Origin of the sequence: Thioalkalivibrio sp. ALE12, assembly GCF_000381105.1 — a bacterium.
In the GTDB taxonomy this organism is placed as follows: Bacteria; Pseudomonadota; Gammaproteobacteria; order Ectothiorhodospirales; family Ectothiorhodospiraceae; genus Thioalkalivibrio.
Window position 1 is genome coordinate 215,354 of the sequence record NZ_KB905907.1, and the last position, 22,442, is coordinate 237,795.

Below are 22,442 nucleotides of genomic sequence, written 5' to 3' on the forward strand. Positions count from 1 at the left end.
CCCATAGCCGGAGCCTACCATGTCGAACAAAACCCCTTGGATTAACGACGCGCTGGACGCCTTGCCCGACTGGATCGCCATTCGCGCCGGTCTGGCCCCGAAACGGCCGCACCCGGTCGCGGAGCGTATGGCGCGCGAGGACGTCAAGCTGCGGGATCTTGCCGAGGACTATGCCCTGGTGCAGGGCCTCGAGCAGAACCGCCCCTTGGGCGATGACCGCCGCAAGGCGCTGGCCGCCGGCCTGAAATCCAACGCCTTCGGGTTCGCCCTGGGCAAGGCCATTGCCACCGTGACCGGCCTGCGGTACGACCAGCAGGCTGCTGAACACCGGGCCTTCACCGCGCCCGTGCCGATGAAGAACTTCCTGCCTGCGGAGTTCCCGCACGCGGATGTTCTGGACGATCTGCCACGGACACCCGAAGGCGCGGAGTTCAAGCAAGGCGACGTGGTGACGGTCTCCGGTGGGTTGCATGCGCAACTCCACACCTACGGCCGCAAGATCCTGGTATCGCGCGAGGCGATCATCAATGATGACGTGGACCTGGTGGCCAGCGTATTCGGCAACCTGGGCGCCGCCACCGGCCGCACCGAAGGGAAGCTGGTCTATTCGATGCTCGAGGATAATCCGGACCTGGGCGATGGCGAGCCGATGTTCCACGCCGCGCATAACAACGTGGTGGGCGATCCCCTGGATGCCTCCAGCCTGGGTGCTGCCATGGCCGCCATGCGCAACCAGCCGACGCCCTCCAAGAACAAGTCCAACCTCCGCCCGGCCTTTCTGATTGTAGCCCCGGATCTGGAGTACGCCGCCCTGAAGCTGATCCACGACATTGGCGCGGATATCCAGGTGATCGGTGCGCCGTGGCTCGCATCTGGCCGCTGGTATCTTCTGGCAAGCCCCGCCGTGGCCCCGGTCGTCGGTCGCCTGTTCCTGGAGTCGAGCGAAGGACAGCGCCCCACCGACGTATCCCCGGCGCGTAATGACACCACCATGGACGGGACCCCGTTCACCGTTCGCGCGGATATCGGCGTGGTCCCCATGGGGCGGCTGGGTGCCATTCGTGGGGGTGCATGATGAGCGTCAAGGACTACAACGCCGCCATGAAACGGCTCGCCAAGGTTGAGCGGCAGCTCGAGAACGCCCTCGACAAGCTGAAGGCGGCCCGCAGCGACCACCGCCCCGAGGACGTGACCCGCTGGCGTGTCGAGGCCGAACGACTGGAAACCGAAGTCGAGGCCGCGCTCGAAGCGGCAACCGATGCGCACGCCGCCTACTGGAAGGGCATGGCCGCCGAAGTCGAGCAGACCCTGCCCGAGGCGATCAAGCCCTTTGTGCGGTATCGGCATTGCGTGCGGGCCGCGGGTGGCCTCGCCACGCTCGAAGCGGGACTGACACCGCAGCTACTCGCCACGGCCAACCAGGAGCCGCCGCAGGACCTTGGGGACCTTCCCGTTCACCGGCCGCACTCCGAGACGCTGGAGCGCGCGGGCGATGAACTGTAACGAGGCGACCCGCAGTGCGACGTGGCCCCGGTATCCCCGGGACCGCCGGACCATTGCCACCCATGAGGCCGGGCAGCATGCAAGCGAGTTGCTTACGGGGCATTGGCGTTGGGTGCAGCGGGTCGCGGGAGAGATTGAACGGACCGGCCATTGCTCGGGTGAGCAGGCGGTGGCGCTGAAGTAACCAAGGAATTCAGCGCGGCTTGGGCTTTTCTGGCTTCCTCCCCACGTTGCGCTGATCCTCCCGAGTGCGACCACTGACGCACTCCAAGGGGCCGCCGGTCCCCGGGGAGAAACCGGCCCTAATTCTTCACCGAGGAACAAACGATGTTCATTGAAACCGTAGACCGCCATCGCCGCAACGCCATCTATATCCGCGCGGACCGCGTGTGCGGCCTGAAGGAGTGGCCGGGAACCGGAGATGCCTTGAGTGATTCCGAGGTGTTCCTGCTTGGGGCTCCCGAAACGCTGATGGTCGGCGAGAATTACAAGGATCTGATGGAGCGCATCGAGAGCACGCTCCGGGGAGGAACACAGCAATGATTCATCTCAAAACCGAAGGCGCCTCCCTCGACAGGCTCGAGGACCTGGCCATGGAGATGTCGGGGAACATCCTCCCCGACAGCATTACCCGTGCGCTCAACAGGGCGGTGACCGCGTCCCGTACCGAAGCCAGCAAGTCGATTCGACGCACCTACAATTTGTCGGCTGCGGAAGTCAAATCGACCTTTCAGGTCCGTCGCCCGACGCGGCAGCGACACGAGGCGATGATGATCTCGAGCGGCGAACGGATACCACTATCGCGTTTCGGCGCCCGCCAGACCCGCCGTGGCGTCTCGGTTAATGTGCGCCATTCGACCGGCCGCAAACTTCTTTTCGGAGCGTTCTTCGGTGATGGAGAGGGACTTCCTTCCAGCCGCGTATTCATCCGGTCGGGTGCCAAGAAACGCCCCGGCAAAGGCAGCTACGCGGGCCGCAAGATTCGCCGGGGACCGCGCAAGGGCCAACAAATCCTTCGCCAACCGATCAAGGATCTCTACAGCTTGTCTGTTCCGGATATGCTTCGTCAGGCAGGGGTGCAGGAGCAGGTGATTAAGCGCGGTGAGGAAGTCTACCTGCGCAACCTTGAGTCTGAACTTCGCTTCCGGATTGACCGCGCGATCGCGAGGGTTCAGAAGTAGAAAAGGGCCACCTCCGGTGGCCCTTTTCGGTGGGGCTCACACGGTAACTGTCTTCAATCCTGACGCTTCCCGGCACGCGTCCCACAGGCGCCCAATCAGTTCGTCCGCTGCGGCCGCTTCGTTGGCGATCCAGAACCAGATCGCCGATGGCGCTTCATTGCATTCCACGAGCATGCGCCCGGCCTCGATTATCGTCTGGAGGCGAAGGGTGCGCTTGTCTAGGTCCGTCAGCACCTGTTCCGATCCGGGGTTTCCCTTTTTCCTCGCCCCGAACTCGCGATAGAGACTATCCAGGTATTCGCGAGCTGTGCGGATCTCGTTCTCAACCCACCAGTACATGCAGTGGTTATCGTCCATCGCACCTTCCGCGATCAGCCCGGAGAACTGTTCGATAGTCTGAAGTCGCTGGAGACGTTTCGAGACCTCATGGTTCCAGTCCGTGGCGGGGGCGGTTTCGTTAATCGGCTCCGGTGCATTCATGCGAACACCTCCCGGGGCTGGGATTCGCATACGCGCAACCGGCCTTCCCGCGCGTGGCGCTGGTGCTCCGGGCACAGCAGGGACTCGGTTTCGTGATTCAGTGCGACCCATTGGGTGCCGGAGTTCCGGCAGCGGGTGCCGTGCGTGGTGGCCGCCTGGCAGCGGTGGGGTGATGCTTTGTACTGAGACATAGCGCTTTCTCCTTTCGTGGCTGGCTAGAAAGGGGAAACGCAAGAGCCTCGCGAATCAGGGGATCAATGAGGGGACGGATCTTATATCCACCCCTAACTCACTGATTTTATTGAATAGGTGGCGGAGAGTGAGGGATTCGAACCCTCGATGGGCTTTTGACCCATACTCCCTTAGCAGGGGAGCGCCTTCGACCGCTCGGCCAACTCTCCGGAAACGCGGCACAGGATACGTTCTTGGGCGGCCAAATGAAAGGCCCGCAGGCGGTGATCCGCCTCCGGGCCCTGACATTGCCTGCCGAGGGTTCAGTCGTCGCGTGCGCCTGCGGCCACACCCCCGGCCCCGGTACTACCACCGCCACCGGAGTTCTCCCCGCCGCCGTCACCGCCGGCGACGTTCGATTCGCGCTGGATGCGCTGAAAGATCTCCTCGCGATGGACCGCGACGTCCTGGGGCGCGTTGATGCCGATGCGGACCTGATTGCCCTTGACCCCCAGGACGGTGACGGACACATCCTCGCCGATCATGAGGGTCTCGCCCACACGTCGAGTCAAAATGAGCATGCTCTTCTCCGCAGTGCCTGTGTCGGACGGAGTCGGTCGTCCGGTAACCGTTTTACGGTCTGTCATCCTTAACCGTCCTCCTGTTGACCGGCTGGGTCGTGTTCGAGTTCAAATGCATCGTGCAATGCACGTACCGCAAGTTCGAGATACTTCTCATCCACCACCACGGAGATCTTGATTTCCGAGGTGGAGATCATCCGGATGTTGATGGTTTCGCGCGACAGGGCCTCGAACATCTTGCTGGCGATGCCGGCGTGCGAGCGCATGCCGACGCCCACCACGGAGATCTTGACGATGTGGGTGTCGCCGGCGACCTCGCGGGCGTTGAGGTCCCTGGCCGCCGCCTGCAGGATCTCGAGGGCCTTGTCGTAGTCGTTGCGATGAACCGTAAAGGTGAAGTCGGTGGTCTGATCCGCGCCCACGTTCTGCACGATCATGTCCACCTCGATATTGGCCTCCGCGATCGGGCCGAGGATGCGATGCGCGACCCCCGGCTGATCGGGGACGCCCTGAATCGTCAGCTGGGCCTCGTTCTGATTGAACGCGATACCCGCAACCAGCGCCTGTTCCACCTGCGCATCCTCCTCCGTGGTAATCAGGGTCCCCGGTCCTTCCTCGAACGAGGACAGCACTCGTAACGGGACGTTGTACTTGCCGGCGAATTCCACCGCCCGGATCTGCAGCACCTTGGAACCGAGGCTTGCCATCTCCAGCATCTCCTCGAAGGTGATGCTGTGCAACCGGCGGGCATTCGGGACCAGGCGCGGATCGGTGGTGTAGACGCCGTCGACATCCGTGTAGATGCGGCACTCGTCGGCCTTGAGCGCCGCGGCCAGCGCGACTGCGGTGGTATCCGAGCCCCCCCGGCCCAGGGTGGTGATCGCACCGTGTTCGTCCACGCCCTGGAAACCGGCCACGACCACCACGCGCCCGGCGTCCAAGTCGCCCCGCACGCGGGCATCGTCGATGCTGCGGATGCGCGCCTTGTTATGCGCGCTGTCGGTGCGGATGGTCACCTGCGCGCCGGTGTAGGAGCGCGCGTCGCAGCCGCGCGCCTCCAGCGCCATCGCCAGCAGCGCGATGGTGACCTGCTCGCCGGTGGACAGCAGCACGTCCAGCTCGCGGCCATCCGCCCGCGGGTTCAGCGCGTGGGCGAGCCCCAGCAGACGATCGGTCTCGCCGCTCATCGCGGAGACCACGATCACCAGCTGGTGCCCTTCCTCGCGCAGTTTCAGGGCGCGTTCCGCGACCGCCTGGATGCGTTCGGGCGAGCCCACCGAGGTGCCGCCAAATTTGAGTACCAGCAACGCCATTTGAAGATTCCGTTCCGTGCCCGGCCCTTGCGGCCGTCCGGACAGGGCGCACCCCATCCATTAGCGTTTACTTAAAAGGCCACCATTAGACAACAAAATATCCGTCGTTGCGAGGCCCGTCAGCGGCGGCGCTATCCCCCGGAGATCGCCGCGGCGCTACGCGCCTCGCGATGACAAGACCACCGTCGTTGCGAGGCCCCGTCAGGGGCCGCGGCAACCGCCGTCCGAAGCCACCGGAACCACCCGCCTTCCAGCGCCGGGGCCACCGCCTGGAGATCGCCACCGCGCTGCGCACCTCGCGATGACGGGCGTGCTAGTGACGGAAACCGTCAGGCCCGTTCGCGCACCCAGTCGGCGACCGAGGCCAGCGCCGCATCCAGTTTGTCCGGGCTCTGGCCACCGGCCATCGCCATGTCCGGGCGGCCGCCGCCCTTGCCGTCCACCTGCGCGGCGACATGACCGACCAGGTCGCCGGCCTTGAACTGGCCGGTCTCGGCCTTGGTGACGCCCGCCACCAGGCTGACCTTGCCCTCGCCGGTGGCGGTACCCAGAACCACGACCGCCTTGCCAAGTTTCTGCTTGAGCTGGTCGACCATGTCGCGCAGGGCCTTGGGCTCCACGCCTTCGACCTTCGCGGCCAGCACCTGCACGCCGCCGACCTCCTGCGCCTGCGAGGCCAGATCGCTGCCGGCCTGGCTGGCCAACTTGCCCTTGAGCTGTTCGATCTGCTTTTCCAGTTCGCGCGAGCGCTCCTGCAACTGGGCGACCTTGTCGGCCGCCTCGCCACGCCCGGCGCGCAGGCGATCGGCGATCGCATCCAGGTACCCGAGCTGCTGGTCGACCCAGCGCAGCGCCACCTCGCCGGCCACCGCCTCGATACGGCGAATACCGGCCGCCACCCCGCCCTCGGAGGTGATGCGGAACAGGCCGATGTCGCCGGTACGATCCACATGCGTGCCGCCGCACAGCTCCACGGAGGTGCCAATCTTCAGCACCCGGACCTGATCGCCGTACTTCTCGCCGAACAGCGCGACCGCGCCGGACTCCATCGCCGACTCGATGTCCATCACGCGGGTATCGGTGGCCTCGTTGGCCAGGATCTCGGCGTTCACCTGGGCCTCGATGGCACGCAGCTGCTCGTCGGTCAGCGGCTCCATGTGGGTGAAGTCGAAGCGCAGGCGCTCCGGGTCCACCAGCGAACCTTTCTGCTGGACGTGGTCGCCCAACTGGTCGCGCAGGGCCTTGTGCAGCAGGTGGGTCGCCGAGTGATGGCGACGGATGTTCTCGCGGCGCGGGCCTTCCACCGCGGCCTGCAGCGTCTGGCCGACCTCCAGCGTGCCGGCGCGGACCTGGCCGACATGGATGTGCGCCGCGCCCTGCTTGCGGGTATCAGCGACCTGGAAGCGCACGCCGGAGCCACTGAGCGTGCCGACATCGCCCACCTGGCCGCCGGACTCGCCGTAGAACGGCGTGCGGTCCAGTACCACCAGGCCTTCGGCGCCGACCTCGAGTCGTTCGACCGGCTCGCCGTTCTGGTACAGCGCGACCACGCGACCCTCGTCGTCGACGGTCTCGTAGCCGGAGAATGTGGTCTCGAGATCGACCTGCGGCAGGCCGCCGTCGTCCATGGAGAAGTGGCTGGCGGCGCGGGCCCGGGCGCGCTGGTCGGCCATCGCGGACTCGAAGCCCGCCATGTCCAGCTCCAGGCCGCGCTCGCGGGCGATATCGCCGGTCAGGTCCACCGGGAAGCCATAGGTGTCATACAGCAGGAAGATGGTCTCGCCCGGGATCACCGTGCCCTTCAGGTCACGCAGATCGTCTTCCAGGATCTTCATGCCCTTGTCGAGCGTCTCCAGGAACTTGCGTTCCTCCTTCTCCAGCACCTTCTCGACCTGCGCCTGCGCCTCGGCCAGCTCCGGGAAGGCCTCGCCCATCGCGCGCACCAGGTCGCCGACCATCTGGTAGAGGAAGGCGTCCTGCGCGCCCACCTTGAAGCCATGGCGCGCGGCGCGGCGGATGATGCGGCGCAACACGTAGCCGCGGCCCTCGTTCGACGGCAGCACGCCGTCGGTAATCAGGAAGGCAATGGAACGGATGTGGTCGGCGATCACGCGCAGCGAGGCGGAATCCTTTTCCCTCGCCCCGGTCACGCGCGCGGCGGCCGCGATCAGGTCCTGGAACAGGTCGATCTCGTAGTTGGAGTGCACGCCCTGCAGCACGGCGGCCAGGCGCTCCAGTCCCATACCGGTATCGACGGACGGGCGTGGCAGCGGGTTCAGCGTGCCGTCCGCGTCGCGGTCGTACTGCATGAACACCAGATTCCAGATCTCGATGTAGCGATCGCCGTCCTCGTCCGGGGAGCCGGGCGGGCCGCCCTCGACCTCCGGACCGTGGTCGTAGAACACCTCGGTGCAGGGGCCGCAGGGGCCGGTATCGCCCATCTGCCAGAAGTTGTCGGAACCGCCATCGGGGTCGTCGCCTATGCGGATGATGCGCTCGGCCGGCACCTGGATCTCGTTCGCCCAGACGCTGTAGGCGTCGTCGTCGGTCTCGTAGACCGTGACCCACAGCTTCTCCGGCGGCAGGCCAATGGACTCGGTCAGGAACTGCCAGGCGTAGTGGATCGCGTCGCGCTTGAAGTAGTCGCCGAAGCTGAAGTTGCCCAGCATCTCGAAGAACGTGTGGTGGCGCGCGGTATAGCCGACGTTCTCGAGGTCGTTGTGCTTGCCGCCCGCGCGCACGCAGCGCTGCGTGGACACCGCCCGGGTATACGGACGCTTCTCGCGCCCGAGGAACACATCCTTGAACTGCACCATGCCCGCGTTGGTAAACAGCAACGTGGGATCATTGCCCGGTACCAGCGGGCTGGACGGCACGATCGTATGGCCATGCCCTTCAAAGAATTCGAGGAAACTCCGGCGAATGTCGGCGCTTTTCATGCGGTTCCGGTGAGCGTTGGGGTCAAACCCGGAATGCTATCACGCAAGCGCCCCAGCCGCGTATTGCCGGGCCCGCCTTCGGGCCATGTTGCCCCTCATTGCGAGGCCCCGAAGGGACCGTGGCAATCGTCGGTGGGTCACTCGACGCCTGGATCAGGTGGCCGTGGATGCAGATTGCTTCGTCGCGTTGCGCCTCGCAATGACGTCGTCTTTGTCCCGTCATTGCGAGCGTAGCGAAGCAATCGCTTTACGGAACCCCCCGATCCCGATTCCGGCCAGGCCTGGCCGAGTGCCACGCCCTCTTCGCAGCCTCGCAATGACGCACCATGATCGCCGTCATTGCGAGGCGCGCGGCCACGAAGCGATCGGCAAGGACCTCCCCAGTCGCGTTCAACCCACGATGTCGTCGAACAGATCCCGCCACCCGGGGTTCACCTGCTCGATCAGCGCAACCTTCCTGCGCCGCGGGCCCGCCTTCAGCTGCTTTTCGCGCTCAATCGCGGATTCCATCTCCACGCATTGCTCGAACCATACGAGCCGATGCAGACCGTAGCGGCTGGTGAACCCGGATACCTCTCCCGAGCGATGCTGCCAGACCCGCTGCACCAGGTTGCTGGTCACACCCACGTAGAGGGTCCCGTCACGACGGTTGCTCATCATGTAGACACAGGGCTGTTTCATCGCTCCCTCCCTGGGCGACTGCACATTGGTACTCAGCGGCCGAGAATCCTTTCGGCCATTCACCACCGAGATACTAGCGTGCCCCCTACACAAGGACGTTATTGCGAGGCCCCGAAAGGGCCGTGGCAATAGCTGGTGGATCACTCGGCGTCTGGGTCGGGTGGCTCTGGACACAGATTGCTTCGTCGCGGGGCTCCTCGCAATGACGGGGTCAGAAATACGTCATTGCGAGGCCCCCAAAGGGTCCGTGGCAATCGGCTGGGTCCGGCCAGACCCCGGATCTGGTGGTTCTCTCGGGGATTGCTTCGTCGCTTCGCTCCTCGCAATAACGTTCCTCCAAACCCGTCATTGCGAGGAGCGAAGCGACGAAGCAATCGGTCAGGAGATACCAGCGTCGTCTTTCCAGGCGGCGAGGGCCTGGTGGGCGACGCCGCCGGGGAAGCCGCGCCCCGCCAGGTGGCGGAGCATGCGGGCCTCGTCCTCACGGGTCTCGGGGGGGTGGCGGAAGTGGCGTTCGAGCTGGCCGCGGGCCTGATCGGTCCAGTCGACCTCCAGGGCCTCGAGGGCGGCATTGACGGTATCGCTGCCGATACCGTTGTGGGCGAGTTCGGCGCGGATGCGCTGTTCGCCGTAGCCCTGCTCCGTGCGGTGGCGGGCGATAAAGTCCGCGTAGCGGGTGTCGCTCAGGTAGTCGAGCTCGCGCGCGCGCTCGAGCGCGGTATCGACCGCTTCCCGCTCGAAGCCGCGTTCGGCGAGCTTGCGGCTCAGCTCCAGCGCGGAGTGTTCGCGCCGGACCAACAACCGGAGGCCCGCCTCCAGCGCGGCCTCCGGGTCGGCCGGGTCAGCCTTGCTCCTCGACCGGGGCATCGACCGGCGCGTCCTCCGCCGCGGCCTTGTTGCGCTTCGGCAGCAGGCGGTCGCGCAGGGTCTTTTCGACTTCCTCGGCGATGTGCGGGTTGTCCTTCAGGTACTGGCGGGCGTTCTCCTTGCCCTGGCCGATACGCTCGCCGTTGTAGCTGTACCAGGCGCCGGCCTTGTCGATCAGGCCTTCCTTCACGCCCATCTCGATGATCTCGCCGACCCGCGAGATACCCTCGCCATAGAGGATCTCGAAGTAGGCCTCCTTGAACGGGGGCGCCATCTTGTTCTTCACGACCTTTACGCGGGTCTCGTTGCCGATCACCTCGTCGCCCTTCTTGATCGCGCCGATACGGCGGATATCCATGCGCACGGAGGAGTAGAACTTGAGCGCGTTGCCACCGGTGGTGGTCTCGGGGCTGCCGAACATCACGCCGATCTTCATGCGGATCTGGTTGATGAAGATGACCAGCGTGTTGGAGCGCTTGATGTTGGCGGTCAGCTTGCGCAGCGCCTGCGACATCAGGCGTGCCTGCAGGCCGACGTGGGAATCGCCCATCTCGCCCTCGATCTCCGCCTTGGGCGTGAGCGCGGCCACCGAGTCGACGATCACCACGTCCACCGCGCCGGAGCGCACCAGCATGTCGGCGATCTCCAGCGCCTGCTCGCCGGTATCCGGCTGCGAGACCAGCAGGTCGTCCACGTTCACGCCCAGCTTCTCGGCGTAGGTCGGGTCCAGCGCATGCTCGGCATCCACGAACGCGGCGGTACCGCCCACCTTCTGCGCCTCGGCCACCACCTGCAGGGTCAGGGTCGTCTTGCCCGAGGACTCCGGCCCGTAGATCTCGACCACGCGCCCGCGCGGCACGCCGCCGATGCCCAGCGCGATGTCCAGCGCCAGGGAGCCCGTGGAGATCGCGGGGACGTCGACCGCCTGCTGATCGCCCATGCGCATCACCGCGCCCTTGCCGAATTGGCGTTCGATCTGCCCCAGTGCGGCGGTCAGGGCCTTCTTGCGATTCTCGTCCACGGTTTGCCTCCCGATACTTGCAGCGATGGTTTCCGACCCGTTGCGGGCCGGATACGGGGCCGCAGTATCCCACAGGGCGGGGAACGACCCAACCCGGGATCCTGCGCGGATCAATGCCGGGCACGAAACCCGCCCCGAGCGGCGTCAGGCCGCCTCGTGGGCGAGCAGTTCGCTCAGGGCGTGGAGCATTGACTGCAGACGAACGGCGTGGCGTTCGCCGGGGAAATGGCGGGTCGCGACGCGCACCTCCTGGCCGCGCGTCTGCCAGCCGAAGCAGACCGTACCGACCGGCTTGTCCGCGGTCCCGCCACCGGGCCCGGCGATCCCGGTGACCGAGAGCGCATGATCCGCGTCGCAGCGGGCCAGCGCGCCTTCGACCATCGCGCGGGCCACGGCCTCGCTGACCGCGCCGTGTTCCGCGATCAATTCGGCCGGGACCCCGACCATCGCCGTCTTGGCCGCGTTGGAGTACGCCACCCAGCCGCATTCGAACCATTGCGAGCTGCCCGGAACATCGGTCATCGCCTGGGCGATGCCGCCACCGGTGCAGGATTCCACGGTGCATAGACGCTCGCCCCGTGCCATCAGGCGCTCGCCCAGGTCGTACACCAGCGCGGAGAGGCCGGGGGCGTCGGTTTCCCCCGAAGTCAGGATCGTGCTGCTGGATGCGGCGGTCATGGCGCGATCATCCCTCCGTATCGAAGGCGACCGCAACCCGCCAGCCGCCGCCATCGGCTGGATCGACGGCGTCGCAGCGCACCACGCGGCCGTGGCGTTCCAGCCCCGCCAGGCGGCCATCGGGACTTGGCACCACCACGCTGACATCGACCCCCGGGTCGGTCTCGCGCTGGATCACGAACGCACAGCCCGTCGCCGACAGGTCCTCCAGCCGCACCGCGACCGACTCGCCGCTGGAGCGCCAAGTCATGCGCGCCTCGCCCTGCACCTGCATCCGCCGGTGATTGCGCCGATCCTCTTCCCCGATCATGTTCGCCCCTCCCTGACGTGGCGTCCGCCGCACGGCCTCGAGTGTGGCACAACATGCCAGGCCAGACCCACCTGCCATGTGGCGCGCTGCATCCGTATACTGCGCGTTTGCCCGGATCGAGCGCAGCCGAACCGATGAGCACCGCCGAACCCCTTTCCGCCCATACCCCGATGATGCAGCAGTACCTCGGCATCAAGGCCGAGTACCCGGACACGCTGCTGCTCTATCGCATGGGCGATTTCTACGAGCTGTTCTACGACGATGCCGAGCGCGCGGCCTCGCTGCTCGACATCACCCTGACCCGGCGCGGCGAGTCCGCCGGGCAGCCGATCCCCATGGCCGGGATCCCGGTGCACACCCTGGAGAGCTATCTCTCGCGCCTGCTGAAGCTGGGCGAGAGCGTGGCCATCTGCGAGCAGACCGGCGCGGTAGGCGCGCAGAAGGGCCCGGTCAAACGCGAGGTGGTGCGCATCGTCACCCCCGGCACGGTTACCGAAGAGGCCCTGCTGGAGGCCCGCAGCATCAACCGGCTGGTCGCCGTCTGCCCCGCCGGCTCGGCCGCAATCAAGGGCCGCAAGGAGGGCTACGGGATCGCCAGTCTGGAGTTCGCCAGCGGCCAGTTCCGCCTGCTGGAGGTGCGCGACGCGACCGAACTGGCCGCCGAGCTGGCGCGTCTGGACCCGGTGGAATGCCTGATCCCCGATCAGGCCGCGCCGATCCCCGGGATCGACGGATTCGCGCCACAACGCCACGCGGACTGGCACTTCGACGGCGTCTCCGCGCGGCGCGTGCTCACCACACACTTCGGCACCCGCGACCTCTCCGGCTTCGGCTGCGACGGCCTCGACCTCGGCATCGCCGCCGCCGGCGCCCTGCTCGCCTACGTGCAGAACCGCTATCGCGGCGATCTCGCCCACATCACCGGTCTGGCGCACGAACTGCGCAGCCAGATGCTGGTGCTCGACCCGGCCACCCGCCGCAACCTGGAACTGACCCGGACGCTCGGCGGCGAACGCCAGGGATCGCTGCTGGCCCTGCTGGACACCACCCGCTCGGCGATGGGTTCGCGCCGGCTGCTGCAGTGGCTGCACCAGCCGCTGCGCGACCGCGCCATTATCCGCGAGCGCCAGACCGCCATCACCGCGCTGCTGGAGGCCGGCGCCACCACGCCGCTGCGCGAGGCCCTGGCCGGTAGTGCGGATGTCGAACGCATCCTGTCGCGCATCGTCCTTGGCAGCGCGCGCCCACGTGACCTGACCGCCCTGCTCGCGAGCCTCGAACGCCTGCCGCCGCTGCACCAGGCCCTGACGCCCGTGGCCGGGAACAGCGACGCCCTGCAGGCCCTGCATGAGGCCCTGGCCCCGGAGGCCGACCTGAGCGCCACTCTGGCCGCCGCGCTGGTCGAGGAGCCCCCGTTGCGCGTCACCGACGGGGGCATGATCCGGCCAGGCTTCGATGCCGAGCTGGACCGCCTGCGCGCACTGGAGCACGACGCCGACTCGTTCCTGCGCGAGATCGAGGCACGCGAGCGCGAGGCCACCGGCATCCCCACCCTGAAGGTCGCCTACAACCGCGTGCACGGTTACTACATCGAGGTCTCGCGCACGCGCTCGGCGGAGCTGCCCGGACGCTTCATGCGCCGCCAGACCCTGAAGAACGCCGAGCGCTACACCACCGAGGAACTCAAGCGCTTCGAGGACGAGATCCTCTCCGCCCGCGAGCAGGCGATGGCCCGCGAGCGCGCCCTGTTCGAGGGCCTGATCACCGAGCTTCAGGGCCGCGCCCCGCGCCTGCGCACCATCGCCGACGCGCTCGCCGAACTGGACGCCCTCGCCTGCCTGGCCGAGCGCGCCCAGCGCCTGGACTGGCACTGCCCGGAACTGGTGGAGAACCCCGGCATCCGCATCGAGCAGGGCCGCCACCCCGTCGTGGAGGCCGGTCTGGACGCGCCGTTTGTCGCCAACGACACCGAACTGGACCCCGAAGAGCGCCGCCTGCTGGTGATCACCGGGCCCAACATGGGCGGCAAGTCCACCTACATGCGCCAGACGGCCCTGATCGTGCTGCTGGCCTGCATGGGCAGCTTCGTGCCGGCCGCGCGGGCGCAGATCGGGCCGGTGGACCGCATCTTCACCCGCATCGGGGCCTCCGACGACCTGACCTCCGGGCGCTCCACCTTCATGGTGGAGATGACCGAGGCCGCGAATATCCTGCACAACGCCGGTCCCGAAAGCCTGGTGCTGATGGACGAGATCGGGCGCGGCACCAGCACCTTCGACGGGCTGGCGCTCGCGCTGGCCTGCGCCGAACGCCTGGCGCGCCACAACCGCGCGCTGACCCTGTTCGCCACGCATTACTTCGAGCTGACCGCGCTGGCCGAACGCGAAGCGGCCGTGGCCAACGTGCACACCGACGCCATGGAGCACGAACACAGCATCGTGTTCCTGCACCAGGTCCGCGAGGGGCCGGCCAACCAGAGCTACGGGTTGCAGGTCGCGCAACTGGCCGGGGTACCGGCCGACGTGCTGAAACTCGCCCGCACCCACCTGCGCGAGCTGGAGGACCGCGCCGCGGCCGCCGACTCGCCCCAGCTCGGCCTGTTCACCGCGCCGCCCGGGCCAGCGGCCGCCGAGCCGGAGCCCGAGGCGCGCCCCGCGCCGGCCCCGGAAGAACGCGCCCTGAAGGCCCTGTTCGATACCCTGGACCCGGACGAGATGTCCCCGCGCGAGGCCCTGGACGCGCTCTACCGGATGAAGGAGGCCCTGCGCAACCCGGATTGACGGGCTCGTTACGCGGTCCTGAAGGGGCCGTGGCAATCACTTTCGGAACCATCGGAATTCACCGAGTGACCCCGCGCCGGGGGTGCCTCGAGAGATCGCCACGTCGCTTCGCTCCTCGCGATGACGGTTAAGGCGATGGCCGCTCCTGGCGATGATGGATTAAGGGGAGGGTTGCGCGCTGCGGTGAGGGGTTGAGGAGTGGCCACTCCTTGCGGTGACGAGATGGTTCCCCTGTCATTGCGAGGTCCCGGAGGGGCCACGGCAATCGGTCCGCCGCTGGCGCGAGGCCCCCGAATGTGGCCAGGGTTCGCCCGGGATTCCCGACAGCCGCGGGTGAGGCGTTACAATGCGACGAAATCCTGCCGGCTGGCTGTGCCACGGCCGGTTCACGCTCGGCCAGGGCGGTCAGCGGAAACGACCGGTCATAAGACTGAATGAAAAGGGAGAAACACCATGACGTTCGTCGTTATCGATAACTGCATCAAGTGCAAGTACACCGACTGCGTCGAGGTCTGCCCGGTCGACTGCTTCCATGAAGGCCCGAACTTCCTGGCCATCGATCCGGACGAGTGCATCGACTGCACCCTGTGCGAACCGGAGTGTCCGGCCGAAGCCATACTGCCAGAGGACGACGTGCCAGAGGACCAGATGCATTTCATCGAGCTGAATGCCGAGCTCTCTCGCACCTGGCCGGTAATCACCGCGCGCAAGGACCCGCCGGAAGACGCCGAGGAATGGGACGGCGTCGAGAACAAGTTGCAGTACCTCGAACGCTAGCCTCGAGCGCCAGCCCCGCTCGCGAGCCCCGGACGCAGCCCCGGGGCTCGTATTGGGAAGCCACTGCCACTGCAGCTGCAGCTACCGCTCATTTCCCTTCTACGGTGGCGCCCACACGGCCGAACACGCCCCCTGCATGATCCGCCTCGCGCGCGCAGCTCCTCGCTGAGCTGACCCTGCGCGCCGCGCGGCCGTCGAGGCGCCAGCCGTCCGGCGTATCGGGGCATTCCCGTCACCGGGCCATAACCTCGCCCCCCTGCCCGATGCAGGACCTCCGCATGGCCACGGGCCAGCGTCCGCCCCCGCAGAGCTGTCTCGCCTGGTAGCCACCTCGTTCCATCCGGTTTTTCCCCGCGATTTCCGCAAGTTGCAACCGGTTTTCCGAAAAGCCGTGCGCGAACTGTTTCAACGGCGGTACATCCGCAACCCCGATCCTGACGGTTCATCACAACCATCCCATTGTTTTCACGATCTATTCCGGTTTTGGCGCGACTCCTGCTACCGGGTTTGGTCGTGGCGCCCGTGGCGCAAAGGGCCCGGTCGCCACGCTGCCCTCGGGCGCAGTCCAACCAGCCAAAAGGAGATTCATGATGAACTTCAAGAAAACGCTTATCGCTTCCGCGATCGCACTTGCCTTCGGCCTGAGTTCCGGTCTGGCACTGGCCAATCCGACCAACACGGCGGAAGGCGAGGTCGGCGATCAGACCGCTACCGCCTCCTCGACCGCCGACAATGGCGGCGCATCCGCGAACGAGAACTCGCTGGCGGTGGCGATCAATGACTCCGATCTGTCCGACAGCTCCGACAACAGCACCAGTGTGGCCGACTCCGGGAACACCACGGTCTCGGATTCGGGCAATGACAGCTCCGACAACAGTCTGAACATCGCCGACTCCGGCAATGACAGTTCGGACAACAGCACCAACGTGGCGGATTCCGGAAACACCACGGTCTCCGACTCGGGCAACGACAGCTCCGACAACAGCCTGAACATCGCTGACTCGGGCAACGACAACTCGGACAACAGCCTGAACATCGCCGACTCGGGCAATGACAACTCGGATAACAGCCTGAACGTCTCCGACTCGGGCAACGACAGCTCCGACAACAGCCTGAACATCTCCGATTCAGGCAACGACAGCTCCGACAACAGCTCGGCCAGTGCCGACGACAACAGTGCCGCGGCCAACAACGGCTCCACTGCCAGCGTGACCCGCGATCAGAGCGACAACTCGGACAACAGCCTGGCGGTCATGGATTCCGGCAACAACACCGCCACCGACAGCTTCAACACCATGCTGCAGGTCAACGCGGTGGTGAGCCAGAACGAGCTGTCCGGCACGGTCACCGGGAACTATGTGGACATCGCCGAGGGTGCGCGCAACATCGCCCGCAACTCGATCGGTTCCGACTCCTTCGTGGCCCCCGCCGGCATCACCCAGGTCTCGCAGAACAGCGGGGCCAACAGCCTGACGCAACAGCAGGTATCGGTGCAGGCACACCTCAATCTGGGCAACTAGTTCGTGCCACGCGGCGGGTCCGAGACCCGCCGCGTCACGGCCCTGCACTGGAGAATCCGGTCATGCGCCTCCATCCGAGATATTCGCAATCCTTGTTCACCCGATCCTTGTTCGCCGCGATGCTGGGCACGCTGCTCCTGGCGGCCGGTTCCGCCAGCGCGGCCGACCCTCGCGACAGTCAAACAAACCTCGCCGCATCCGGCACGCTGGACCTTCAGGGCCTGACGACGGTGGATGCCGACACCCTGAACCAGCAACGGGCGCGCCAGGGGGTCAGCAACATCCAGCTGGGCCAGGTCCACTCCCAGATCGCCCTGCATGACAACGTCGTCATGGGCGGCCATGGCGGCACCAACCTGATCGCGCCGGGCGCCTTCGACAATGCCCGCGGGTTTTCCACCGTCATCCAGAACACCGGCCATAACGTGGCCATCCAGGAATCCATGATCGTGAACGTCACGATCCACCCGTGAACATGCGGCACCACTACCTTCTGCTTGCGCCGGGGATCCTGGGGCTTGCCCTGCTTGCACCCCAGGCGCTTCAGGCCCAGGCGGGCGGGGCGCAGGTTCCCGGGATGATTGGCAGCTTGAACGTCCCGGTCGAGAGCATGAAGGCCCTGCGCTTTCGCTCGGTGGTCCCGCAGCAATACGACTTCAGCTGCGGCTCCGCCGCACTGGCCACCCTGCTCAGTTATCACTACGACCGGCCCACGGTGGAAACCACCACCTTTGACGGCATGTTCCGCCGCGGTGACCAGGACCTGATCCGGGCCCAGGGCTTTTCGCTGCTGGACATGAAGAACTACCTCGGGGCGGAGGCCGGCCTGGCGGCGGACGGCTTCCGGATCAGCCTGGATGATCTGGAGGGGCTCGGCGTGCCCGCCATCGCGATGATCGAGACGCGCGGCTATCGGCACTTTGTGGTCATCAAGGGCCTGCGCGAGGGCGAGGTCCTGGTCGGGGACCCGGCCCTCGGGTTGAAGAGCTACCGCCGACCCGAGTTCGAGGCGGTCTGGGTAAACGACATCCTGTTCATCATCCGCGAAGAGGTCGAGCGCGCCCGCGCGAACTTCAACGCCCCCCAGACGTGGGCCGCCATCACCCGCGCACCCGTCGAGGACGGCGTGGTGCGCCGCGACCTGGCCAGTTTCACCCTGAATCTGCCACGGGCCCGGGAATGGTAACGCCCATGATCCCCATATCCCCGCAGCGACCCGATCCCTCGCCCCCCCGAGGGCCGCGGACCGGTTCGACGCTTGCCCGCCTGGCGCTTTGCATCCTCGCCGTCGGCCTGCCCGTCGCGGCCCAGGCACTGGAAACGCTTCCCGGTGCGGGTGACCCGCGCGTGGTCGCCGATGCGGTGCTGGCCGAGCAGCGCGGTGGCTTCTTCGGCCGCGACGGGCTGCAGATCGCGATCGGCCTGGAACAGATCACGGCCCTGAATGGCGAGATCCTGCACCAGACCACGCTGCATCCACTGGGAACCCTTGGCGCCGCGACGAGCCACCCCTCCGCCGGTCGCATCACGATTCTCAACACGACGGCGGGCCTCCCGGCACAGGCGTTCGTCTCGGAAACAGCCAGCGGCCAGGGCTGGGTCACGACCATCCAGAACCAACTGGACGGTCAGGCCATCCAGCACCAGACAATCCTGCAACTGGAGCTGGGCAACCTGCAGATGCCGCGCAGCGACCTTGGCCGGGCCCTGGAGCAGCATCTAACCGACGGCGGTCGCGGCTGGTAGCCCCGCCGCCGCCGTTCGCCGCAGCGATCTCAGAAACGCATCGGCACCCGCACGGTCATCTGCACATCGGGCGCGGACTCGGTCACCCCCACCCCCAGCGAGAAGTTCAGGCTGGTGCGTTCGGTCAGGCGATGCGACACCCCCCACAGCAGCGTCCCCACCTGGCGCCGCCCGAACACGGGCTCCAGCCCGGGATCGTTCTCCACGCGGGTCCGAAACACCACGCTGTGGTCATAGCCCAGGCTCATCGAGGTACGGTCGTTCAGGCTAATGGCCATGCCGAGGCTGGCGCCGAAGGCGTCCCCCGGATCCACCGTGCCGTAGTCCGGACCCACATCCCGCTCGATATTCCACAGATAGCTGACGTTCGCGAACAGCACGGCGGGATCGGTCGGGTAGATCATGGTCACGCTGGGCTGCACGGCCCAGAAGCCGGATCCGGTGGGCTGTTCCAGGAAGATCTCGCCGAGCCGGTTCCCGTCCTCGTCCACGATCCGGCGTCGATCCACCGAGAACGGGTCCGTCCCGGTGCGGCTCTTTGCCTTCAGATTGCCGATAAAGAAAGGGCGCCCGCGATCGGCGGTGTTGAACTGGTAGGACAGCCCGAACTCGACATCCCCCAGGCCGCTGCCGGTGGACCCGGTCACCCGCTCCAGCTCCGTTCCTTCCAGGATGTCGCGCCGGCGCACCTGCTGTTCGCGGTAGACCCAGGGAATCTTGAGCCCGACCTCGAGCCGGTCGGTGAGCCCGTACCGCAATGCCACCGCGGCCGTCAGCGTGTCCCGTTCCGTCTCGCTGACATCGATCAGCCCGATCGCCAGGGCCGGGATGATGGTGAAGCCCTCGATCGAGACATCCAGCGCGCTGCTGTGCACATAGGCGAGCGAAGGCTCGATCACCCATTGCCCCTGCGGCGTAAGCATGCCGCGCTCCTCGAAGACCGTAACCTGCGGGCCCTGGTCCCGTGGCGCGTCCCCGACCGCCTCGCGGGGCTCCTGCGCGGCGACCGTGGCCGACAACCCCAGAAACAGCGGGACCAGCCCCGCCCCCCACCTCCCGACCCGGATCTTGTTCACGTGCGTTCTCCATGCCCCCTCGGGGCCGTGCAAACGGGAACACACCGGCCGCGCGCCAGACGGCGCACCGCGGCGTGCCCCCAGAACCGGGACCGCTCCATCGCGCCTGAACCCGGGGTTCAGTGCTTGGACGGACGCATCCCGTACTTGTCGAGCAGGCGATAAAGCGTCACCCGCCCTACTCCCAGCTCGCGTGCGGCGCGCGACAGGTTGTTGTCGCACTGCCCCAGCGCCCGCATCACCGTCTCGCGTTCCGCGCGGGCACGGGCCTGCGCCAGCGTCTCCCGGCCGCTGCCCTCGAGCGGCGCCGCAAGCCCCAGATCCTCCGGCCGGATCAGGCGCCCGTCCGCCATGGTCACGGCCCGCTGAATACGGTTGACCAGCTCCCGGACATTGCCCGGCCAGCGATGGCTGTAGAGCGCCTGGATGGCCGCGCGGGTAAATCCGCGCAGACGCGGGTTCTGGCCACGAAACCGGTCGAAGTAGAAATGGGCCAGCTCCACCAGGTCGGCCCCACGCTCCCGCAACGGGGGCACGTCCAGCTGAATCACATTCAGGCGGTAGTAGAGGTCTTCCCGGAATCGCCCGGCCTCTACGGCCTTGAACAGATCGACATGGGTCGCGGCCAGGACACGCACATCCACCTGGATCGGCTGCAGGCCACCCAGACGCAGCAGCGTCCCCTCTTGCAGGAAACGCAGCAGATTCACCTGCAGGTCGAGCCCCAGATCCCCGATCTCGTCCAGCAGCAGGGTCCCGCCATGGGCCAGCTCGAGCTGACCGATCTTGCGGCGGGTCGCTCCGGTGAATGCGCCGGCCTCGTGACCGAACAGTTCGGACTGGATCAACTGCGCCGGTAAAGCCCCGCAGTTGACCGCGACAAACGGACCCTCGCTGCGCCGCGACTGACGGTGCACCGTGCGAGCCGCAAGCTCTTTTCCGGTTCCACTTTCACCCTGGAAGAGCACCGGGGCGTCCGATCCCGCGACCCGGCTCAATTGCCGCGCAAGGGCCTGCATCGGAGCGCTGTGGCCGATAATGGGTCGGCCTTCGTCCCCCGATGGCAGGCCGGCGGCGGGCTCCGCGGGTGTCTCCAGAACGGCCATCCCGCAGGCGCGGCCCAGGGTCACTTCCAGGCGGGCCTGATCCAGCGGCCGGGTATGGAAGTCGTAGCAGCTGTCCCGGATCAGGTCGCGCAATTCCGGGCTCGGCAACAGCACCGGATCGACCAGGGCGATCCACTTCACGTGCTGGTGTACGTGGACGAAGTCGACGAGCTGCGATGGCAGGGAGCGTCCCAGATCCAGAAGGCCGACCCGAACCCCGCCCAGATCGGGCCAGGGCCGGGGCATCGGGAACGTCAGGCGGCGCAGATGCCAGGCACTCGAAAGCTGCGGCACGGGAGTCCCGGGATGCCCGCCCATGTCCAGCCAGGCGACTTCACGGGGTGTGTCCGAGGAACACATCCGGTAGATCTCCGCACCAAAGTCCCGCGCGTCTCCTTCAGCGACGAGGATCCCGCTGCGCCTTACGGGCCACAAGGCCCCGTTGATCTTTCCTGATCCGGACATGGTCTTCCCCGCGTGTCCGAAAAAATCCCTGGCTCCCCGGTCCCGGAGAGACGCCCGTCACGTTTCGGAGTATAGGCCGGCATCGTCAAAAAACCGTGACAAACAGAAAACAGCAGGCCGCCGCCGCAGAAACCTGTCGAATTCACGACACCCGCGCCCTCGCCACGGCCGGCTCAACGCCTTCCCTCGGGCCGCGACGATCATCCAGACACAACCGGCATGGACCGCATGACGATGGCTTGCGGGCGGGCACACCCGCCCGATCAAGGCGCCGGCGCCCGGGCGGGAAACAGGTGCCGAGGGACCCACCACAGGTACAGGGCCATGCCGACCAACTCCACCAGCGACTGGAACACCACCACGACCACCGCCAACTCCAGTCCCTGCGGCAATGCCAGTGCGATCGGGAGCACAACGAAGGAGTTGCGCGATCCCAGGCTGAAGGCGAGCACCCGCCCCTGTGCGACCGGCAGGCCGAACGCTCGCGCCAGCGCCCGCGCCAGCAGCGCCGCAACCACCAGGAAACCGGAAAAGATCAGCAACAACGGCAGCAGGACACCGACCCCGTCGAGCACCGTCTGGACCTGGGATGCGGCGACGATCAGCACCACCAGGGCCAGCAGCGGCACCGGCAACCACCCCAGGCCGGCGATCACGTGCCCGCGACCGGGATCTTCCCCGGCCCAGCGTTCGGTCAGATACGCCAGAACCAGCGGGACCAGGATCAGGCCGGCAAAGGCCTTCAGCACGTCTCCGCCGGCCAGAACCAGGGTGAACTCGCCACCGAAGAGCCACCACAGGTAGAGCGGCAACAGGGCGAGCTGCAGCAACAGCGAAAGGGGAGAAAAGGCGATCGCCCGGCGCGTGTCACCCCCACCCAGATGGGTGAAAGTAATGAACCAGTCGGTGCACGGCACCAGCAGCACCAGCGCGATACCCAGCAGGACCGCCGGACCGCCCGGCGCGACCTGAAGGATCGCCCAGACCAGCAGCGGGATCACCACAAAATTACCGATCACCGCCGCCGCGAGCAGGCGCGGCTCGCGAAACGCCGCGCCCAGATGGTTTAGCGGCGTCTGCGTGAACGTGGCGTACAGCAACAGCCCCAGCACCGGCCAGAGCACGGCATCCAGCATCGCCCCGAACTCCGGCTCGGACAGGCCCAGACCGAGCCCCAGGGCAATGGCCACCAGATAGATCAGTACCTGGTATTGCTCCAGGCGCGCGCGCATTCGCCAACGCCGCTC

23 protein-coding genes and 1 tRNA gene are annotated in these 22,442 nt (G+C 66.8%); 10 read left to right on the forward strand and 14 right to left on the reverse strand.

The features are described from left to right. Positions 1–19 precede the first annotated feature (19 nt). The 4 genes from F614_RS0107055 to F614_RS0107070 all read left to right on the forward strand — a co-directional run bounded on the left by F614_RS0107055 (position 20) and on the right by F614_RS0107070 (position 2,684). Positions 20–1,075 carry a hypothetical protein gene (locus F614_RS0107055; RefSeq protein ID WP_019558606.1) on the forward strand — a complete coding sequence of 352 codons (1,056 nt, stop codon included), beginning with the start codon at positions 20–22 and terminating at the stop codon, positions 1,073–1,075. After that, positions 1,075–1,503: a hypothetical protein gene (locus F614_RS0107060; RefSeq protein WP_019558607.1), complete on the forward strand. Its 429-nt coding sequence runs from the start codon at positions 1,075–1,077 to the stop codon at positions 1,501–1,503. The genes F614_RS0107055 and F614_RS0107060 overlap by 1 nt, the downstream gene beginning before the upstream one ends. 327 nt (positions 1,504–1,830) lie before the next feature. Further along, positions 1,831–2,046 (forward strand): hypothetical protein, encoded by a 216-nt coding sequence (locus F614_RS0107065; protein WP_019558608.1) that lies wholly within the window; start codon positions 1,831–1,833, stop codon positions 2,044–2,046. Then, positions 2,043–2,684: a hypothetical protein gene (locus F614_RS0107070; RefSeq protein WP_019558609.1), complete on the forward strand. Its 642-nt coding sequence runs from the start codon at positions 2,043–2,045 to the stop codon at positions 2,682–2,684. Before F614_RS0107065 ends, F614_RS0107070 begins: the two co-directional genes overlap by 4 nt. A gap of 36 nt (positions 2,685–2,720) precedes the next feature. On the opposite strand, the gene F614_RS0107075 is transcribed toward F614_RS0107070, so the two are convergent. The 11 genes from F614_RS0107075 to F614_RS0107120 form a co-directional block, all read right to left on the reverse strand. Further along, positions 2,721–3,164 (reverse strand): hypothetical protein, encoded by a 444-nt coding sequence (locus F614_RS0107075; RefSeq protein ID WP_019558610.1) that lies wholly within the window; start codon positions 3,162–3,164, stop codon positions 2,721–2,723. Continuing rightward, entirely contained in the window at positions 3,161–3,355 is a 195-nt protein-coding gene (locus tag F614_RS14830) for a hypothetical protein (RefSeq protein WP_155986836.1), read from the reverse strand. Before F614_RS14830 ends, F614_RS0107075 begins: the two co-directional genes overlap by 4 nt. Positions 3,356–3,474: 119 nt before the next feature. Further along, positions 3,475–3,565: transfer RNA gene (locus F614_RS0107080), tRNA-Ser, on the reverse strand. A 93-nt stretch (positions 3,566–3,658) separates the two neighbouring features. Continuing rightward, positions 3,659–3,916, reverse strand: coding sequence for a carbon storage regulator CsrA (gene csrA / locus F614_RS0107085; RefSeq protein WP_026279180.1), 258 nt, complete (start codon positions 3,914–3,916; stop codon positions 3,659–3,661). Between the two features lie 68 nt (positions 3,917–3,984). Beyond that, entirely contained in the window at positions 3,985–5,229 is a 1,245-nt protein-coding gene (locus F614_RS0107090) for an aspartate kinase (protein WP_018866033.1), read from the reverse strand. A gap of 329 nt (positions 5,230–5,558) precedes the next feature. Continuing rightward, entirely contained in the window at positions 5,559–8,168 is a 2,610-nt protein-coding gene (gene alaS / locus F614_RS0107095) for an alanine--tRNA ligase (RefSeq protein ID WP_019558611.1), read from the reverse strand. A 390-nt stretch (positions 8,169–8,558) separates the two neighbouring features. Next, positions 8,559–8,849 carry a GIY-YIG nuclease family protein gene (locus tag F614_RS0107100; RefSeq protein ID WP_018138519.1) on the reverse strand — a complete coding sequence of 97 codons (291 nt, stop codon included), beginning with the start codon at positions 8,847–8,849 and terminating at the stop codon, positions 8,559–8,561. A gap of 378 nt (positions 8,850–9,227) precedes the next feature. Then, positions 9,228–9,716 (reverse strand): regulatory protein RecX, encoded by a 489-nt coding sequence (locus F614_RS0107105; RefSeq protein ID WP_026329826.1) that lies wholly within the window; start codon positions 9,714–9,716, stop codon positions 9,228–9,230. Next, positions 9,691–10,737 carry a recombinase RecA gene (recA, locus tag F614_RS0107110; protein WP_018876294.1) on the reverse strand — a complete coding sequence of 349 codons (1,047 nt, stop codon included), beginning with the start codon at positions 10,735–10,737 and terminating at the stop codon, positions 9,691–9,693. The genes F614_RS0107105 and recA overlap by 26 nt, the downstream gene beginning before the upstream one ends. 144 nt (positions 10,738–10,881) lie before the next feature. After that, a complete protein-coding gene (locus tag F614_RS0107115; RefSeq protein WP_018877670.1) occupies positions 10,882–11,415 on the reverse strand; it encodes a CinA family protein in 534 nt (177 codons plus the stop codon). Positions 11,416–11,422: 7 nt separating this feature from the next. Further along, positions 11,423–11,725 carry a PilZ domain-containing protein gene (locus F614_RS0107120; RefSeq protein ID WP_019558613.1) on the reverse strand — a complete coding sequence of 101 codons (303 nt, stop codon included), beginning with the start codon at positions 11,723–11,725 and terminating at the stop codon, positions 11,423–11,425. Between the two features lie 134 nt (positions 11,726–11,859). Here F614_RS0107120 and mutS point away from each other — a divergent pair, with 134 nt between their 5' ends. The 6 genes from mutS (at position 11,860) to F614_RS0107150 (ending at position 18,548) form a co-directional block, all read left to right on the forward strand. Next, complete coding sequence (mutS, locus tag F614_RS0107125; RefSeq protein ID WP_019558614.1) at positions 11,860–14,505, forward strand: DNA mismatch repair protein MutS; 2,646 nt, start codon at positions 11,860–11,862, stop codon at positions 14,503–14,505. Between the two features lie 453 nt (positions 14,506–14,958). Beyond that, on the forward strand, positions 14,959–15,282 hold the full coding sequence (fdxA, locus tag F614_RS0107130; protein WP_018876291.1) for a ferredoxin FdxA: 324 nt from the start codon (positions 14,959–14,961) through the stop codon (positions 15,280–15,282). Positions 15,283–15,872: 590 nt separating this feature from the next. Then, positions 15,873–16,802, forward strand: coding sequence for a hypothetical protein (locus tag F614_RS0107135; RefSeq protein WP_019558615.1), 930 nt, complete (start codon positions 15,873–15,875; stop codon positions 16,800–16,802). A gap of 119 nt (positions 16,803–16,921) precedes the next feature. Continuing rightward, positions 16,922–17,275, forward strand: coding sequence for a hypothetical protein (locus F614_RS0107140; RefSeq protein WP_019558616.1), 354 nt, complete (start codon positions 16,922–16,924; stop codon positions 17,273–17,275). After that, positions 17,272–17,988, forward strand: a complete 717-nt coding sequence (locus F614_RS0107145; RefSeq protein WP_019558617.1) for a C39 family peptidase — start codon at positions 17,272–17,274, stop codon at positions 17,986–17,988. The genes F614_RS0107140 and F614_RS0107145 overlap by 4 nt, the downstream gene beginning before the upstream one ends. 161 nt (positions 17,989–18,149) lie before the next feature. Next, entirely contained in the window at positions 18,150–18,548 is a 399-nt protein-coding gene (locus F614_RS0107150) for a hypothetical protein (protein ID WP_019558618.1), read from the forward strand. A 29-nt stretch (positions 18,549–18,577) separates the two neighbouring features. On the opposite strand, the gene F614_RS0107155 is transcribed toward F614_RS0107150, so the two are convergent. The 3 genes from F614_RS0107155 to F614_RS0107165 form a co-directional block, all read right to left on the reverse strand. Further along, positions 18,578–19,624, reverse strand: coding sequence for a transporter (locus tag F614_RS0107155; RefSeq protein WP_018876287.1), 1,047 nt, complete (start codon positions 19,622–19,624; stop codon positions 18,578–18,580). Between the two features lie 119 nt (positions 19,625–19,743). Next, a complete protein-coding gene (locus F614_RS0107160; RefSeq protein WP_019558619.1) occupies positions 19,744–21,090 on the reverse strand; it encodes a sigma 54-interacting transcriptional regulator in 1,347 nt (448 codons plus the stop codon). 368 nt (positions 21,091–21,458) lie between these two features. After that, a complete protein-coding gene (locus F614_RS0107165) occupies positions 21,459–22,427 on the reverse strand; it encodes an arsenic resistance protein (RefSeq protein WP_019558620.1) in 969 nt (322 codons plus the stop codon). Positions 22,428–22,442: the final 15 nt, after the last annotated feature.